17 protein-coding genes are annotated in these 15,958 nt (G+C 71.2%); 13 read left to right on the top strand and 4 right to left on the bottom strand.

Annotated elements, in window-relative coordinates; all coding sequences use genetic code 11:
• The first annotated feature begins 8 nt into the window (after positions 1-8).
• The 8 genes from OHB21_RS31015 (at position 9) to OHB21_RS31050 (ending at position 6,822) form a co-directional block, all read left to right on the top strand.
• Positions 9-1,358 carry a glutamate-1-semialdehyde 2,1-aminomutase gene (locus tag OHB21_RS31015; protein ID WP_067511165.1) on the top strand — a complete coding sequence of 450 codons (1,350 nt, stop codon included), beginning with the start codon at positions 9-11 and terminating at the stop codon, positions 1,356-1,358.
• Positions 1,355-2,497, top strand: coding sequence for a glycosyltransferase (locus OHB21_RS31020; RefSeq protein ID WP_195124373.1), 1,143 nt, complete (start codon positions 1,355-1,357; stop codon positions 2,495-2,497). Before OHB21_RS31015 ends, OHB21_RS31020 begins: the two co-directional genes overlap by 4 nt.
• 5 nt (positions 2,498-2,502) lie before the next feature.
• Positions 2,503-3,066: a dTDP-4-dehydrorhamnose 3,5-epimerase gene (rfbC, locus tag OHB21_RS31025; protein WP_195124529.1), complete on the top strand. Its 564-nt coding sequence runs from the start codon at positions 2,503-2,505 to the stop codon at positions 3,064-3,066.
• A gap of 274 nt (positions 3,067-3,340) precedes the next feature.
• Positions 3,341-4,165 carry an ectoine/hydroxyectoine ABC transporter substrate-binding protein EhuB gene (ehuB, locus tag OHB21_RS31030; protein ID WP_228788795.1) on the top strand — a complete coding sequence of 275 codons (825 nt, stop codon included), beginning with the start codon at positions 3,341-3,343 and terminating at the stop codon, positions 4,163-4,165.
• 3 nt (positions 4,166-4,168) lie between these two features.
• Positions 4,169-4,897 (top strand): amino acid ABC transporter permease, encoded by a 729-nt coding sequence (locus OHB21_RS31035; RefSeq protein ID WP_067511168.1) that lies wholly within the window; start codon positions 4,169-4,171, stop codon positions 4,895-4,897.
• A 16-nt stretch (positions 4,898-4,913) separates the two neighbouring features.
• Positions 4,914-5,591 carry an amino acid ABC transporter permease gene (locus OHB21_RS31040; RefSeq protein ID WP_067511169.1) on the top strand — a complete coding sequence of 226 codons (678 nt, stop codon included), beginning with the start codon at positions 4,914-4,916 and terminating at the stop codon, positions 5,589-5,591.
• Between the two features lie 19 nt (positions 5,592-5,610).
• Positions 5,611-6,375: an ectoine/hydroxyectoine ABC transporter ATP-binding protein EhuA gene (gene ehuA, locus OHB21_RS31045; protein WP_067511170.1), complete on the top strand. Its 765-nt coding sequence runs from the start codon at positions 5,611-5,613 to the stop codon at positions 6,373-6,375.
• 108 nt (positions 6,376-6,483) lie between these two features.
• Positions 6,484-6,822: an STAS domain-containing protein gene (locus OHB21_RS31050; RefSeq protein WP_067511224.1), complete on the top strand. Its 339-nt coding sequence runs from the start codon at positions 6,484-6,486 to the stop codon at positions 6,820-6,822.
• Between the two features lie 46 nt (positions 6,823-6,868).
• Here OHB21_RS31050 and OHB21_RS31055 read toward each other — a convergent pair whose 3' ends face one another.
• Complete coding sequence (locus OHB21_RS31055) at positions 6,869-7,906, bottom strand: LLM class F420-dependent oxidoreductase (RefSeq protein ID WP_067511171.1); 1,038 nt, start codon at positions 7,904-7,906, stop codon at positions 6,869-6,871.
• Between the two features lie 104 nt (positions 7,907-8,010).
• Here OHB21_RS31055 and OHB21_RS31060 point away from each other — a divergent pair, with 104 nt between their 5' ends.
• The 3 genes from OHB21_RS31060 to OHB21_RS31070 all read left to right on the top strand — a co-directional run bounded on the left by OHB21_RS31060 (position 8,011) and on the right by OHB21_RS31070 (position 10,184).
• Positions 8,011-8,670 carry a cyclodeaminase/cyclohydrolase family protein gene (locus OHB21_RS31060; RefSeq protein WP_067511172.1) on the top strand — a complete coding sequence of 220 codons (660 nt, stop codon included), beginning with the start codon at positions 8,011-8,013 and terminating at the stop codon, positions 8,668-8,670.
• 146 nt (positions 8,671-8,816) lie between these two features.
• A complete protein-coding gene (locus OHB21_RS31065; RefSeq protein ID WP_195124375.1) occupies positions 8,817-9,707 on the top strand; it encodes a GNAT family N-acetyltransferase in 891 nt (296 codons plus the stop codon).
• A gap of 66 nt (positions 9,708-9,773) precedes the next feature.
• Positions 9,774-10,184 (top strand): PPOX class F420-dependent oxidoreductase, encoded by a 411-nt coding sequence (locus OHB21_RS31070; protein ID WP_067511174.1) that lies wholly within the window; start codon positions 9,774-9,776, stop codon positions 10,182-10,184.
• Between the two features lie 64 nt (positions 10,185-10,248).
• Here OHB21_RS31070 and OHB21_RS31075 read toward each other — a convergent pair whose 3' ends face one another.
• Positions 10,249-10,590 (bottom strand): DUF3626 domain-containing protein, encoded by a 342-nt coding sequence (locus tag OHB21_RS31075; protein WP_228788462.1) that lies wholly within the window; start codon positions 10,588-10,590, stop codon positions 10,249-10,251.
• A gap of 82 nt (positions 10,591-10,672) precedes the next feature.
• On the opposite strand from OHB21_RS31075, the gene OHB21_RS31080 reads away from it, so the two are divergent.
• The gene (locus OHB21_RS31080) at positions 10,673-12,163 is read left to right on the top strand and encodes an alpha/beta hydrolase (RefSeq protein WP_324191899.1); all 1,491 of its coding nucleotides are present in this window, start codon (positions 10,673-10,675) and stop codon (positions 12,161-12,163) included.
• A 102-nt stretch (positions 12,164-12,265) separates the two neighbouring features.
• On the opposite strand, the gene OHB21_RS31085 is transcribed toward OHB21_RS31080, so the two are convergent.
• Positions 12,266-13,495 (bottom strand): GAF domain-containing protein, encoded by a 1,230-nt coding sequence (locus OHB21_RS31085; protein WP_067511177.1) that lies wholly within the window; start codon positions 13,493-13,495, stop codon positions 12,266-12,268.
• A 136-nt stretch (positions 13,496-13,631) separates the two neighbouring features.
• Here OHB21_RS31085 and OHB21_RS31090 point away from each other — a divergent pair, with 136 nt between their 5' ends.
• Positions 13,632-15,458 carry a flavin-containing monooxygenase gene (locus OHB21_RS31090; protein ID WP_195124376.1) on the top strand — a complete coding sequence of 609 codons (1,827 nt, stop codon included), beginning with the start codon at positions 13,632-13,634 and terminating at the stop codon, positions 15,456-15,458.
• Between the two features lie 86 nt (positions 15,459-15,544).
• Here OHB21_RS31090 and OHB21_RS31095 read toward each other — a convergent pair whose 3' ends face one another.
• Positions 15,545-15,895, bottom strand: a complete 351-nt coding sequence (locus tag OHB21_RS31095) for a DoxX family protein (protein WP_067511179.1) — start codon at positions 15,893-15,895, stop codon at positions 15,545-15,547.
• Between the last annotated feature and the right edge of the window lie 63 nt (positions 15,896-15,958).

Genomic DNA, 15,958 nt, shown 5'->3' on the forward strand with positions numbered 1-15,958 from the left:
AGGAAGCGATGCGCACCACCACCCGGGACACCACCCGACTGCGGAAAAGCGAAGCGGCCCAAGCCAGGCTGCACGAGATCGTCCCCGGCGGCGCGCACACCTACGCGCGCGGCTCCGACCAGTACCCCGAGGCGATGGCGCCGGTCCTGGTGCGCGGCAACGGATGCCGGGTCTGGGACTGCGACGGCAACGAGTACGTCGAGTACGGCATGGGACTGCGGTCGGTGACCCTGGGCCACGGATATCCGCCCGTGGTGGAGGCCGTCGCGCGCGCCATCGCCGACGGCGTGAACTTCTCCCGCCCCACCGACCTCGAACTCGCGGCGGCCGAGGACTTCCTGCGCCTGGTGCCGGGCGCCGACATGGTCAAGTTCGCCAAGAACGGCTCCGACGCCACCACCGCGGCCGTGCGGCTGGCCAGGGCCGCCACCGGGCGCACCACCGTCGCGGTGTGCGCGCAGCCGTTCTTCTCCACCGACGACTGGTTCATCGGCACCACCGAGATGGACAGCGGCATCCCCGCCCCCGGCACGGTCGTGTTCGCCTACAACGACATCGACTCCCTGGCGCGGGTGCTCACCGAGCACGCCGTCGCCTGCGTGGTGATGGAGGCGGCCACCGCGATGGCCGAACCGGCACCGGGGTATCTCGCGGCCGTGCGGGCACTGTGCGACGACCACGGCGCGCTGCTGGTGTTCGACGAGATGATCACCGGTTTCCGCTGGTCTTCCGGTGGCGCGCAACAGGTCTACGGTGTGACGCCCGACCTGTCGTGCTGGGGCAAGGCGATGGGCAACGGGTTTCCGATCTCGGCGCTGGCGGGCAAGCGCGAGTACATGGAGCTCGGCGGGTTGCGCACCGACCGGCCGCGCGTGTTCCTCCTCTCGACCACCCACGGCCCGGAAACGGCGTCGCTGGCCGCGTTCCGCGCCGTCGTCCACGCCTACGCCACCACCGATCCGATCGGCCGGCTGGAGGCCGCCGGTGACGCGCTGGCCGCCGGATTCGCCGAGATCACCGCCGAACTCGGCATCGCCGACCGGCTGCGCGTGCTGGGCCGCTCCTCGTGCCTGGTGTTCCGCACCGAGGACCCGTCGGGCGCGCCGTCGCAGGAGTTCCGGACGCTGTTCCTGCAAGAGCTCCTCCGCCACGGCGTGCTCGGCCAGTCGTTCGTCACCTCCGCCGCGCACCTGCCCGCCGATATCGACCACACCCTCACCGCGATCCGCGCGGCCGCCGAGATCTACCGCACTGCACTGGAACGCGGCGGCGTCGACGGCCTGCTGCACGGCCGCCCGGTCGCGCCCGCGCTGCGCCGCTACGCCGCCCCCCGACAGCTCGAGGAGCACACCCGATGAACACGTTCGCGATCGTCCACGAACGCTTCACCGAATACGGCGGTTCCGAGGCGGTGATCGACGAGTTCACCCGGATCTGGCCCGCCGCACCGGTTTTCGCGCCCATCGTGGACCGCACCGCCGTCCGCGACCGGGGCGGCGACAGGCTGGACTGGTCCACCGTGCGCGACAGCTGGCTCAGCCGCGCGCACGCCGCCACCGGCCGTCGCTCGCACGCGCCGCTGCTGCCGTTCGCGCCCGCCGCGTTCCGGCGGTTCCCGCTCGCCGACGCCGACGCGGTGGTGGTGAGCCACCACTCGTTCGCCACCCAGGCCGCCCTCGCCACCGACGCGCCCGTCGTCGCCTACGTCCACAGCCCGGCTCGCTGGGCGTGGGACACCGCGTTCCGCCGCCGGGAGGCGGGCGGGCCGCTCGGGGCGGGTGCGCTCGCCGCGCTGGGCACCCTCGCCCGTCGCGCCGAACTGCGCGCCGCGCCCCGGCTCACCCGCGTGATCGCCAATTCGCAGGCGGTCGCCGAGCGGGTGAACAGCTGGTGGGGGCTGCCTGCCACGGTGGTGCCGCCGCCGGTCCGGGTCGAGCGGTTCCGGCACGACCCCGGCGTGGACCGCGAGGATTTCGTACTGTTCGCCGGAAGGCTCGTCCCGTACAAGCGGCCCGACCTCGCCATCCGCGCCGCGCAGCGGGCGGGGTGCCGGCTCGTGGTGGTCGGCGACGGCCGCGACCGCGCGCACCTGGAGAGCATCGCGGGCCCGGAGACCACATTCCTGGGCGCCGCGCCCGACCACGTGCTCGCCGAGATGTACCAGCGGTGCCGGGCGCTGCTCATGCCGGGCATCGAGGATTTCGGCATCGTCCCGGTCGAGGCGATGGCCTGCGGCACGCCGGTGCTCGCCGTCGGCGCGGGCGGCGCACTCGACACCGTCGTACCCGGGGTAACCGGCGCGCTGGTCCCACCCGGCGACGACGCGCACGTCGTGGACGAGCTGGCCCGGCTCCTCACCGCCTTCGACCCCGCCGCCTACGCACCGGCCCGCATCCGCGACCACGCCGAGAACTTCTCCCCGGCGACCTTCCGCAGCCGGATCGCCGCGGAGGTCGACGCCGTTCTGCACCCGGGACGGACGGTGCGGCCGTCGTGACCACCGTGCGCATCGAGTCCACCGACCTCGACGGCGTCGCGCTGCTGATCCCCGACCCCGCCCACGACGAGCGCGGGTTGTTCACCCGCACCTTCGACGTGGCGGTGTTCGACGCGCATTTCGGCGCGGGCGCCTCGGGCCGCTTCGTCCAGGACTCGCAGTCGCGGTCCCGGCGCGGCGTGGTCCGCGGGATGCACGCGCGGCGCGGGCGCGGCGAGGCCAAGCTGGTGCGCTGCGCGGCGGGCGCGATCCTCGACATCGTGGTCGACATCCGGCCCGGCTCCCCCACCTTCGGCCGCTCGGCCGCGTTCCGCCTGGACGACGAGAACTTCCACCAGCTCTACATCCCGCCCGGTTTCCTGCACGGATTCCAGGCGCTCACCGAGCGCGCCGACGTCTGCTACCGCATCGACCGCCCGCACGATCCGGCCGACGACCTGGCCGTCCGCTACGACGACCCCGACCTCGCCCTGCCCTGGCCCGAGCCGGTCACCCTCGTATCCGCGCGCGACCGCGACGCCCCGAGCTGGCGCGATCTGCTCGCCACCCTGGCACACGACCGGCCATGACACCGATCGCCGGCGTCGTGCCCGTGTCACTTTCCGCAAGTGAAGTGACATCTGTCACACAACCGCAAACGACTCGATCGGCGGCCGCAAAGTTCGTTCGCCAGCCTTGAAGGCACCGATCGGCCCGTGTCTGCGGGCCCGGGTGGGTTGTGGCGATTCGAGCGCCGGCGGCCGGGGGCGATCCCCTCGACGCTGCCCGGCGCCGTCGAGGAGAGGATGGGCGATGGCGACGCGAATGCGGGGTCGGGTCCGGCGGATACTGGCGGCAGTGACGATGACCACGGCCCTGGCGGCCACCGGCTGCGGACTCGGCGGCGACGGCGCGGCCGCCGTCGCCTACGAGGACGCCAAGGCCTCCGGCACGATCAAGGTCGGTTTCGCCAACGAGGCGCCGTGGGCGTTCCTCGACCAGCACGGTGAACTCACCGGCTACGCCCCCACGGTCGCGCGGGCCGTGCTGAAACGGCTCGGCATCGACGAGATCGAAGGCGTGGTCACCGATTTCGACGGCCTCATCGACGGCGTGCGCGCCCAGAACTACGCCTTCGTCGCCGCGGGCATGTTCATCAACCCGCGCCGCTGCGAGAGTTCGGCGTTCGCGATCCCGGACTACCAGGTGGGTTCGGCGTTCCTCGTCCCGAAGGGCAACCCGCGCAATATCACTCGCTTCGAGGACATCACCCGCGAACAAGTGCGCATCGCCACCCTAGGCGGCGCCGTGGAGAACGGTTACGCCACCGAATCGGGCGTGCCGGACACCCTCATCGAGCCGATGGCCAAACAGGACGACATCCTGCGCGCCGTCACGGGCGGCGACGTCTACGGCGCGGCCATGCTCGACGTCACCGCCTCCTGGCTGGTGCGCAACAACCCGGACGCGAATCTCGAAGTGACCGAATCCTTCCAGTACGGCGACCGTCCCGACGTGGGCACGTTCAACTTCCGCATCGGCGACGACCAGTTCCGCGAGGACTTCAACCGCGAGTTGCGCGCGCTGCACGAGAGCGGCGAATGGCTGCGCCTGGTCGAGCCGTTCGGACTGACCGCGGCCAACGAACCCGATCCGGCCCTGTCCACCGAGCAGTACTGCGCGGCATAGCCTTTGTCCGACAACCTCGACATCTACCTCGAGCGGATACTGGCGGGCCTGCCGTTCACCCTCTGGGCCACGATCGGCGGCATCGCGCTCACCGTGGTGCTCTCGTTCCTGGCGGGCCTGGCGCTGCTCGCGCCCACGCGCTGGGCGCGCGTCCCGGCCCGGATCTACGTCGAAGGGTTCCGCGGCAGTTCCGAAGTGGTGCAACTGTTCTTCTTCGCCGTGGCGGTGCCGATCTTCCTCGGCATCGCGCTCGGCGCCACCGCGCAGGGCCTGCTGCTCATCGGCATCCTGGTGCTCGGCCTCAACCACGGCGCCTACGGCGCGGAGATCGTGCGCGGCGCGGTGCGCTCGGTGCCGCGCGCCCAGGTGGAGGGCGCGATCGCGCTGAATCTCGGCCCGGTGCAACGGATGTGGCGGGTGATCCTGCCGCAGGCCGTGGTCGAGATGCTGCCCTCGTTCAACACGCTGTTCATCCAGCTGATGAAGAGCACCGCGCTGCTGAGCTTCATCGCCGTGCCCGAGATCTTCAAGAAGGGCGACGAATTGCGCGCCGTGCCCCAGTTCTCCCAGGAACTCGGGGTGGTCTACACCATCCAGTTGCTCTGCTATCTCGCGATCGCCGTGGTGATCACGCTGATCATGCGGATCCTGGAGCGCTGGGCCGCGCATCGCGCGGGCCGCCCACGTCCGACCGGAGCCGGGTGGCGCTTGCGAATGGCGACGGTGACCTGATGGAGCTGGGGACCTGATGGGACTTTGGCGCTGGGACAAGTTCTGGGACGCCTTCCCTTACATCTGGGACGGCCTGCTCGTCACGATCCAGTTCACCGTGCTGGGTGCCCTGGTCGCCTACACGCTCGGGCTGGCGTTCGCCGTGCTGCTGCGCAGCCGCGTTCCGGTGGTGTACCAGCTGCTGTGGCTGTTCATCGAATTCGTGCGCAGCACACCGCTGTTGGTGCAGTTGTTCGTGCTGTACTGGGTGGTGCGCCCGGCCCTGCTGGACGGGCTGTCGATCGACACGCAACGCGTGATCGTCGGCGTCGCGGCCCTCGGGGTGCACTACGCCTGCTACACCGCCGAGGTGTATCGCGCGGGCATCGAGGCGGTGCCCGCCGCGCAGTGGGAGGCGGCCGTGGCGCTGAACCTGCCGCGCGGGCGCACCTGGACCGATGTGATTCTGCCGCAAGCCATTCCCCGCGTGCTGCCCGCGCTCGGCAACTACACCATCAGCATGTTCAAGGAGGTGCCGCTGCTGTCCGCGATCGTCGTGCTGGACATGGTCTACCAGATCAAGACCGCCTACGCCGCCGACACCGGCGGCGCGGGCCCGGAAGCCTGGTTCGCCGTGGGCCTCACCTTCCTCGCGCTGAGCTACCCGTGTTCGCTCCTGGTACGAAAGCTGGAACGCCGTGTCGAATTCGCCTGAGGACCAGCCCGGTTCGCCGATGATCCGGTTCACCGACGTGCGCAAGACCTTCGGGCCGGTCGTCGCGCTCGACGGGATGGATTTCGCGGTGGCGCCCGGCGAGTTCGTCACCCTGATCGGCCCGTCCGGCTGCGGCAAGACCACCGTGCTGCGCCTGCTGATGACCCTCGAACGGGTGGACGCGGGCACCATCGAGGTGGCGGGCGAGCCGTTCAGCCACCTGCGCCGCGGCGACCGGCTGGTGCCCGCCGACGCCCGGCACCTGCGCCGGGCGCGCACCGCGATCGGGATGGTGTTCCAGCAGTTCAACCTGTTCCCGAACATGTCGGTGCTGCGCAATATCACCGAGGGGCCGGTGCGCGGCCTGGGCAGGCCGAAGGAGCAGGCGCGCGAGCGCGCCCTCGAACTGCTCGAGCTGGTCGGGCTGACCGACAAGGCCGAGGCGCGCCCCCATCAGCTCTCCGGCGGCCAGCAGCAGCGGGTGGCCATCGCCCGCGCCCTGGCCATGGACCCCGAAGTCCTGCTGCTCGACGAGGTCACCTCGGCGCTCGACCCCGAACTCGTCACCGGCGTGCTGCACCTGCTGCGTGACATCGCCGACACCACCCCCATCACCTTCCTGTGCGTCACCCACGAAATGCGCTTCGCCCGCACCGTCTCCGACCGCGTCCTCATGCTCGACGCCGGCCGCGTCATCGAAGACGGCACCCCCGACCAGGTCTTCACCGCCCCCACCCACCAACGCACCCGCGACTTCCTCCACGCGGTCCTGGAGCGCGAGTGAGCCCGCGTCGCACAATCGTCACCGGATGAGGTTGCGAATTCGGCGCGGTTTGTGTGTTGTTGATAGGTGACCAACACTTCCGGAGACGCGTATCCCATGGCGGACACGATGACCACCTCGGTCGCGGCGCACGACGGCGCGACCGTGCTGACGGTGACCGGGGAGGTCGATCTGGCGACCGCTCCCGCGCTGGAGAACGCCATCGAAGGCGTGCTCGGCGACAAGCCCGCGGCCCTGATCATCGACCTGACCGGGGTGAGCTTCCTGGCCTCGGCGGGGATGGCCGCCCTGGTCGCCGCGCATCAGCGGGCGGGCGCGGCGACCTCGATCGCCGTGGTCGCCGACGGGCCCGCCACCAGCCGCCAGCTCAAGATGACCGCCCTCGACCAGGTGTTCGCGCTGCACTCCACGCTGGAGGCCGCGCTGGCCGCGCTGCGCGCCAACTGAGGACGAGAGAAACGGGGCGCGTCCGGCCCGGACGCGCCCCGTTCGCTCACACCAGTTCGCGCAGCTGCTCGATCAGCTTGACGCGGTCGGCGGGCGTCGCCGCCAGCGGCACCACGTTCAGCGTGGTGACCCCGGCTTCCCGGAACGCCTGCACCCGCTCCTTGACGAACCCGGCGGGCCCCACCAGCGACACGTCGCGCACCAGCTCGTCGGGCACCACCTTCGCCGCCTCCTCCTTCTGCCCCGCCAGGTACAGCTCCTGGATACGGTCGGCCTCGGCGCCGTAGCCGTACTTGGTGGCCAGCGTGTGGTAGAAGTTCTTACCCCTGGCCCCCATGCCGCCGATATAGAGCGCCAGGTGCGGCTTCACGAACTCCAGCAGTGGCGTCACGTTCTCGCCGATGGCCAGCGCCGGGCCCGCGTACACCTCCAGCTCACCGAGCGCGGGATCGCGCTTGGCCTTGCCCGCGGCCAGCGCATCGCCCCACACGTCCCGCGCCTTCTCCGGCAGGAAGAAGATCGGCTGCCAGCCCTCGGCGATCTCGGCGGCCAGCTCCACGTTCTTCGGGCCCAGCGCCGCCAGCAGCACCGGAATCCGTTCGCGCACCGGGTGATTGATGAGCTTGAGCGCCTTGCCCAAGCCGGTGCCGCGCTCGGCGGGCAGCGGGATCTGGTAGTGCTTGCCCTGGTATTCCAGGCGCTCGCGCCGCCACACCTTGCGGCAGATCTCCACCAGTTCCCTGGTGCGGCCGATGGGCGCGTCGTAGGGCACCCCGTGGAAACCCTCGATGACCTGCGGGCCGGATGCGCCGAGCCCGAGCACGAAGCGGCCCTCGGAGACGAAGTCCAGGCCGGCCGCGGTCATGGCGGTGAGGCTCGGGGTGCGGGTGTAGATCTGCAGGATGCCCGAGGCCAGCTGCATCCGCTCGGTCCGCGCGGCGAGGTAGCCGAGCGCGCTGACCGCGTCGAAGGAGTACGCCTCGGGCACGAACACGATGTCGAGCCCGGCTTTCTCCAGGTCGGCCACTTCCGCGGCGGCTTCCTTGAAACCGCCCGAGTAGTTGATGCCCAATCCGATCCGCATAGTCCACAACATAGTCCTCGATACGGCCCGCCCGCGCGCCGGTCCGCCGGGGCGGGCGGTAGCGTGGGTGCGATTCCCGCAGATCCGAGAACGAAAGGTCACCCGTGTCGCAGCCGAGCACGTCGTCCCAGGAAACCGCGTCCTCCTTCGGCGCGGCCACCCTCGACGGGTACCTGTCCGATCTGGCCGCCAAGATCCCCGCGCCCGGCGGCGGCGCGGTGGCGGCGCTGCACGCCGCGCAGGGGGCCGCGCTGGTGGCCATGGTCGCCCGCTACACGACGCGCGCGAAGGACGCCGAGCACCGTCCGGTGATCGACCGCCTGATCGAGGCCGCCGACGCCGCGCGCGCCCGGTCGCTGGCGCTCGCCGACGCCGACGCCGCCGCCTTCACCGCCGTCGGCGCCGCCTACAAACTGCCCAAGGCGACCGAGGAGGAGGCTGCCGCCCGCACCGAGGCGATCAACGCCGCGCTGGTGGAGGCCGCGCGGGTGCCCGCGCGCGTGATGGACGAGGCCGACGAGGTGCTCTCGCTCGCGGCGGAGCTGCTGCCGATCGGAAATCCCAACGTGGTCACCGATATCGGGGCCGCCGCCGACGCCGCCCGCGCCGCCGCGACGAGTTCGCGGCTGAACATCGAGATCAACGTGACCTCGCTGCCCGCCGCGCTCGGCGACCCGTTCGCCCCGGCGTTGCTGCGCGTCGAGGAGATCGCCGCGCGGGCCGACGCGCTGCACGCCGAGGTGCTCCGCGCCGTCCGCGGCTGAATCCCGCCCACCGACACGCCGATAGGCGGACACGCGGCGGTTTTCCGCGCGCCGACGGGCTGACCAGCGGCGTCCGGGAGGTTCTCGGATCGTCGTGCGCCGAGTTGTCGCCGAACCGCCGTGGACCGATCTACGGTTGATAAGTCATGAGTGCCGACCCTCCCTCCCCCGCGGCGCCGGACCCCGGTCCGGCGGCGCAGGTGCGCGCCCGCAGGGAGCAAGCGTGGAGCAACTATCGGGCGGCGCGCATCGCGTTGGCGGGGTTGCGGATCCGCACGAATCTGGCGGGACGGCCGCTGTGGTTGGCGCGACTGCCCGGCGGTGCGGTGGAGCGCGCGGAGCGGCGGCTGGAGCGGTTGCGGCAGGAGCTGTCCCGGCACGGCGTGGGCGCCGAGGACCGCGCCTGGGGCGTGCTGTCCGGCGGCGAGACCAACACGCTGGACGGAGTTGTCGGGTTGGAGGCGACCGTCGCCACGGTCGCACCGTATTTCGCGGCGAGCGCGCCACCGTGGTCGCGGGAGCTGCGCGCCATCGCGCGGGACTGCCTCACCGCGCGGGAGGCGGCCGCCGAGGGTGACCGGCTCGCCGTGGAGCACGTGACCGGCCGGTTGCTCACGGCCGTGCGGCTCGCCCCCTCGGAGGCGGCCCGGCAACGGTTGATCGACCACCTGCCCGGCGACCTGCGGCCCGTCCCCTCCGATGTGCTGACGCTGTTGCGGAGCGGGCCGAGCCCGGTCGAGGTGTCCTTCGTGATCCGCACCAGCACACTCGAACTCGACACCATCACGGTGACGCCCGCGCTGCGCGGCATGGGCCTGGGCACCGCCGTGCTCACCCACCTGTGCCGCACGGCCGACGCCCACCGCCTGCACATCACCGGCCAGTTGATCCCGACGTTCCGCGAGGACGAGGACGCGATCCCCGCCCTGGCGCGCTGGTGCCGCCGCCACGGATTCACCGTGCAGGAGCGGCTGGGCGGGCGCGTGAGCCGCCCGCCGGAGACGCCCCGCCCCGCCGGGCGCGTGTCCGCGCCGTGAACTGTCGATCCGGCGGGTGCCCGTTCGTATAACTGGTGACGAGTCCACTCTCCCCGAGGAGCCTTCATGTCCTTCACCGACGACGAAGTCGCCTACCTGCGCACGCAACCCGTCGCCCGCCTCGCCACCGTCTCCCCCACCGGTCACCCCGACGTGGTGCCCGTCGCCGTCGAACTCGACCTCCCGCATCTGTGGATCTGCGGTGCGGGCGAACAAGTCCTTCGCACCCGCAAGATCCGCAATATCGCTGCCGGAAACCACCACGTAGCCCTCGTTTTCGACGACGTGGTGTCCCTCGACCCGTTCATCGCCCGCGGGATCCGCATCTACGGCAGGGCCGAGAAACCCCTCGAGCGCACCGGCATGGTCGGTCCGGGGTACTACGTGCGCGTCACCCCGACAACGTCCTGGAGCTGGAACCTGGCCGGTGAACCTGCCGGGCAGGACTGGTACCCCGTGCACCGCGCAGAGCATTGAGCGGTTCATGGTGCACGCCAACGCTTTTCCGGTACGTTCCGAAACTCCTTGTCAGGCAGTCGGATCAGTCCAGGCGTAGCCGAAGCGGGCGAGGCGGTGCCAGACCTTCTTCAGGTCCTGGGGATCGTGGGTGCCCGCGCGCCGCGTCGCCGAGGACGCGCGGAGTGAGCCAGCCGTACTCGGCGAGGGCGACGATGTGGGGGCCGCGGTAGGCGGTGTGGTGGACGAGTTCGTCTGTGTGCAAACGGAATCCGGGGTGCCACCGGACGGGGACGGGCAGACGGGTCGCCGCGTCGGCCACCGGGGTGTTCTCGTGCGCCGGGTCGAGGACGACTTCGGCGACGTCCTCGGCGAGGCGTAGCGGGCCGTGGATATGTGCCCCACCGGCCACGAAGTCTCCGCTCATCGATCCCGCGCCGCCGACTTGACTGTGCCGTAGCGGCACGGTGTTGGCTCGGTGGCGCGAGGGTGCGAAGGAGGAGATTCTTGTGACCAGACACCGCGCCGTGACCCGCGGCCTGGCGGTCGTGGCGGTGCTCGGCATGGCCGGCGCGCTCGCCTCGGCGTGTTCCACCACCGCCGACGAGCCCGCACCGACCGTCGCCTGGGGCGCCTGCCCCGAAGACGTCGTCACCGAGGCCGCGCCGTCGCGGCTGGACTGCGCCACCGTGCCCGTTCCACTCGACTACGCCGATCCCGACGGCACCCGGATCGACCTCACGATCTCCCGGCTCGCGAGCCCGAATCCGGACAAGCGGCGCGGGGTGCTGATGCTCAACCCGGGCGGTCCCGGCGAGTCGGGCCTGGCGTTCTCGGCGTTCCTGGTGAAGCTGGGCCTGCCCGCGAGCGTGACCGACAGCTACGACGTGATCGCCATGGATACCAGGGGGATCAAGTACTCCGCCCCCGTGCACTGCGGTTTCACCGGCGAGGGCCCCTACATCGGCAACATCCCGCCGTACGCGGTGGACGACGCGGCGGTCCTCGCCCGGGCGACCGAGGTCGAAGCCGTCGCGCGGCAATGCGCGAGCAACGACAGCGAGGGCCGCCTGCGCCACCTGTCCACCGCCAACAAGGCCCGCGACCTGGACCGCATCCGCGCCGCGCTCGGCGAGGAGAAGACGAACTTCCTCGGCTACTCCTACGGCACCGCGCTCGGCGCGGCCTACGCGTCGCTGTTCCCGGAGCGCACCGACCGGATCGTGCTCGACAGCAACGTCGGCACCACCCACCTGGATCAGGACGGCATGCGCCGCTACAGCCTCGGCACCGAGGAGACCTTCCCCGCCTTCGCGGCATGGGCGGCGCAGCGCGACGACGAATACGGTCTGGGCCGCACACCCGAGGAGGTGCGCGCGACCTACTTCGAACTGGCCCACCGCCTGGACGACAGCCCCCGGCCCGATATGAACGGCCCCGCCTTCCGTTCCGTCCTGTTCGGCCTCCTCTTCGCCGAGTCCGGATATCCCGCGCTGGCCGAACTCTGGCAGGCGCTGCGCACCGACGCACCGCTGCCGGCGCCGCCCCGCGAGACGCCCGACCTCGCGTCCTACGACAACTCGTGGACCGTGTTCCTGGCGGTGACCTGCAACGACATCGACTGGCCCGAGGACGTGGAGACCTATCGCCGGGCGGTCTCCGAGGACCGCGACCGCTACCCGCTCTTCGGCGCCGCCCCCGCGAACATCACGCCGTGCGCCTACTGGCCGTTCGAGCCCGCCGAGCAACCGGTCGAGATCTCCCAGGACGGCCCGTCGAACATCCTGCTCGTCCAGAACCGGCGCGACGTGCCCACGCCGCACGTGGGCGGCGAGATGTTGCGGGAGCAGTTCGGCGACCGCGCCCGACTGGTGAGCGTCGACGCCAGCGGCCACGGCGCGTACGTGCTCGGCAAGAACGCCTGCGCCCAGGACGTCACCACCGCCTACCTGGTGGACGGCACCATGCCCGAGGACGACGTGTCCTGCGCGGCACCCTGACCGGAGATCACCGCGCGGTACCCGGGAACCGGCGCTCGGGCCTCGACGACGAGCCGGGCGACGATCTGCTCGGCAAGCTCGACGCCACGCCGCCGTCGCCGATCAGATCGAGGAGGAGCCTCGCGGCGCCGGGTTCCCGATCGCCTCGGGCGGGGTGACGGTGAGCCGCACCGAAGGCGCGAGCCGGTAGGGACGGCTCTCGATCACCGCGCCGAGGGTGCGACGCAGACGGGAGAGTTCGGCGCGCACGGCGACCGCGTGGTCGGGGTCGCCGTGCAGGGCCGTGCTCAACTCGGCGACCGTCACGCCGCGCGCACCCGCCCGGTGCAGGATCAGCAGTATTTCGGCGTGCCGCGCGGAAAGGGCTGCGCGCCATTCGGTTTCCCCGCCGGTCGCATGGACCACGGGCGTGCCGGTCAAGTCGAGGGTGAGCCGGATGGTGGCCTCGGTGCCGACCGGCCGCACCACCCACCCACCGCGCAGCGGTTCGGTGGCGCACAGCCCCAACCCCGGAACATGCACGGCGCGACCGGCATTCGGGATCCCGATGCGCCGTACCGGCGCCACGCCGGAAGAGTGCGCCACCCAACCATTTTCATCCACGAGCAGCACAGGGCCGGTCAGCGCGGACAGCGTCGGCATGGCCGCCGTCCGCAGGCGTTCGAGCCGATCGACCTGTCCGCGCGCGATCTCGCCTTCCGCGAGCCGGGCGGCCGCACCGACCAGCGCGGTGATCGCCGGGTGCAGGGTCAGCGCGGGACCGCTCACGTCGACAACGCCCAGCAGCTCACCGGAGCGGGGATCGTGGATCGGAGCGGCCGTGCAATACCAAGGGTGCTGGGACTGTTCGAAGTGCTCGCCCGAGAACAGTTGCACCGGAACGGCTTCCGCGATCGCCGTGCCGATCGCGTTGGTGCCCACCACCGATTCGGTCCACCGGGCGCCTTCCTGGAAACCCAGGGTGTCGGCGCGGTGGCGCACCCGCGCCGCGCCCGAGCGCCACAGCACCACGCCGTCGGCGTCGGTCACCACCATGATCATCTGGGAGGCGTCGGCCACGCCTGCCACGACCTGGGTGAGCCCGCCGATGGTCTCGGCGAGCGGGGATGCGCGACGGCGGCGCTCCACCTCGTCGAACGGCAGCACCGCGCGCGCGTTCGATCCGGCCGGGGAGAGCCCGGCCGCCAGCACCCGCGACCACGACCGCGCCACGACGGTGCGCGGGCGCAGCGGCGAACGCCCGCCGCCGATCACCGCGTCGTGCATCCGCACCAGGTCGCGGGCATAGCGCGGCAGGTCGGTGCCCGGTCCTATCGCACTGAAATCGCCCACGGTCCCATCCTCGATCCCGCTCCGGCGCGGACACCGGCGCGAAGTCCACCGATGATGCAACGCCTTGCAACGATTGTGACATCGGTTCGCCCGGCGTGTGCTGTAGGTCACAGATCAGCACGAGAAGGAGTCGACGATGACCCGCACACTCGCACCGACCGCGACGCGACCGGACGGGCTCGGTCCCCAGGAACGGGTGGACGCGTGGCTGACCGCGTTCGAAGCGGCGCTGGCCGCCCGCGATGTGACCGCCGCGGCGAATCTGTTCGCCACCAACGGTTTCTGGCGCGACCTGGTGGCGTTCACCTGGAACATCGCCACCGTGGAGGGGCGCGAGGGCGTCGCGGACATGCTCACCGCACGCCTGGCCGACACCGATCCGCGCGGCTTCCACACCACCGAACCGCCCACCGCCGCCGACGGCGTGATCTCCGCGTGGATCGGTTTCGAGACCGCGACCGGCCGCTGCACCGGGCACCTGCGGCTGACCGAGGAGGGCGCGTTCACGCTGCTCACCTCGCTGCGCGAGCTGCACGGCCACGAGGAGCGCAAGGGTCCGACGCGGCCGCGCGGGGTGGTGCACGGCGCGGACCCGGAGCGCGTCACCTGGGCCGAGCGGCGCGCGCGGGAGGAGCGCGAACTCGGATACGAGCGGCAACCGTATGTGCTGGTGGTCGGCGGCGGGCAGGGCGGGATCGCGCTGGGCGCGCGGTTGCGCCAGCTCGGGGTGCCCGCCCTGGTGGTGGACAAGCACGAGCGGCCCGGCGACCAGTGGCGCAAGCGGTACAAGTCGCTGTGCCTGCACGATCCGGTCTGGTACGACCACCTGCCCTACCTGCCGTTCCCCGCCAACTGGCCGGTGTTCACCCCGAAGGACAAGATGGGCGACTGGCTGGAGATGTACACGCGGGTGATGGAGGTGCCGTACTGGTCCAAGACCACGTGCACCTCCGCCTCTTACGACGGGGCGAGCGGGCAGTGGACGGTCGAGGTGGTGCGCGACGGCGAGCCGGTCACGCTACGTCCGACGCAACTGGTGCTGGCGACCGGCATGTCGGGCAAGCCGAACATCCCGTCCTTCCCGGGGCAGGACCGGTTCCGCGGCGACCAGCACCACTCCAGCGCCCACCCGGGCCCCGACGCCTACGCCGGGAAACGCGCGGTGGTGATCGGCGCCAACAACTCCGCGCACGACATCTGCGCCGCGCTGTGGGAGGCGGGCGCGCGGGTGACGATGGTGCAGCGCAGTTCGACCCACATCGTGCGGTCGGATTCACTGATGGAACTCGGCCTCGGCGACCTGTATTCCGAACGCGCGGTCGCGGCGGGCATCACCACCGACAAAGCGGATCTGCTGTTCGCCTCGCTCCCCTACAAGATCATGCCGCAGTTCCAGGTCCCGGTGTACCAGGCGATCCGCGAGCGCGACGCCGACTTCTACGACCGGCTCGAACGCGCGGGCTTCCAATTGGATTGGGGTGACGACGGTTCCGGCCTGTTCATGAAGTACCTGCGGCGCGGCTCCGGCTACTACATCGACGTGGGCGCGTGCGATCTCGTCGCCAACGGCGATATCGCGCTGGCGCACGGCGAGGTGCGGGAGCTGACCGAGGACGCCGTGATCCTCGCCGACGGCACGGAACTGCCCGCCGACCTGGTCGTCTACGCCACCGGCTACGGCTCGATGAACGGGTGGGCCGCCGACCTCATCGGGCGCGAGGTGGCCGACAAGGTCGGCAAATGCTGGGGTTACGGCTCCGGCACCACCAAGGACCCCGGGCCGTGGGAAGGGGAACTGCGCAACATGTGGAAGCCGACCCATCAGGAAGCGCTGTGGTTCCACGGCGGGAACCTCCACCAGTCACGGCACTATTCGCTGTATCTGGCACTCCAGTTGAAGGCGCGCTACGAAGGCATCCCGACCCCGGTGTACGGGATGGGGCCGGTGCACCACCTCAGCTGACCGACTCCCGTGGTGCCGGGCCGATGCGGCGCGGCACCACGGGCCACCACGTCAGACATCCACCCGCACAGCGTGATTCGGCGGTATCACGGACCGACGGCGAGGAAGAGCACCAGAACCACCACCGACAGCACCAGGAACCCGGTCGCCGGGGCGATGTCGAACCGGCGCGCCCGCAGGTGCATCGCCAGTGCACCGCAGAAGTACGCGACCAACCCGACGGCCGCCGCCACACCCAGCGGCCACCACGCGAGTCCGACCAGCAGACCCACGGCGCCGGCTACTTTGAGCGCGCCCAGTATCCAGATCCGGTCGGCGGGGAATCCGACGGCGGTGATGATGTCGACGATCTGAGGCTGACGGGTCAGCGTCCCCACGCCGGACGCGGCGGCCCCCAGCGCGAGGACGACGGTGACGATGACCCAGGCGGTATTCATGGCGGGCTCCCGTGCGGTCGGGGTTCGGCGGAACGGCCTGGTCCCAGCATCCCGCATTTGCCC

It is taken from the genome of Nocardia puris, assembly GCF_036051655.1.
Classification (GTDB): domain Bacteria; phylum Actinomycetota; class Actinomycetes; order Mycobacteriales; family Mycobacteriaceae; genus Nocardia; species Nocardia puris.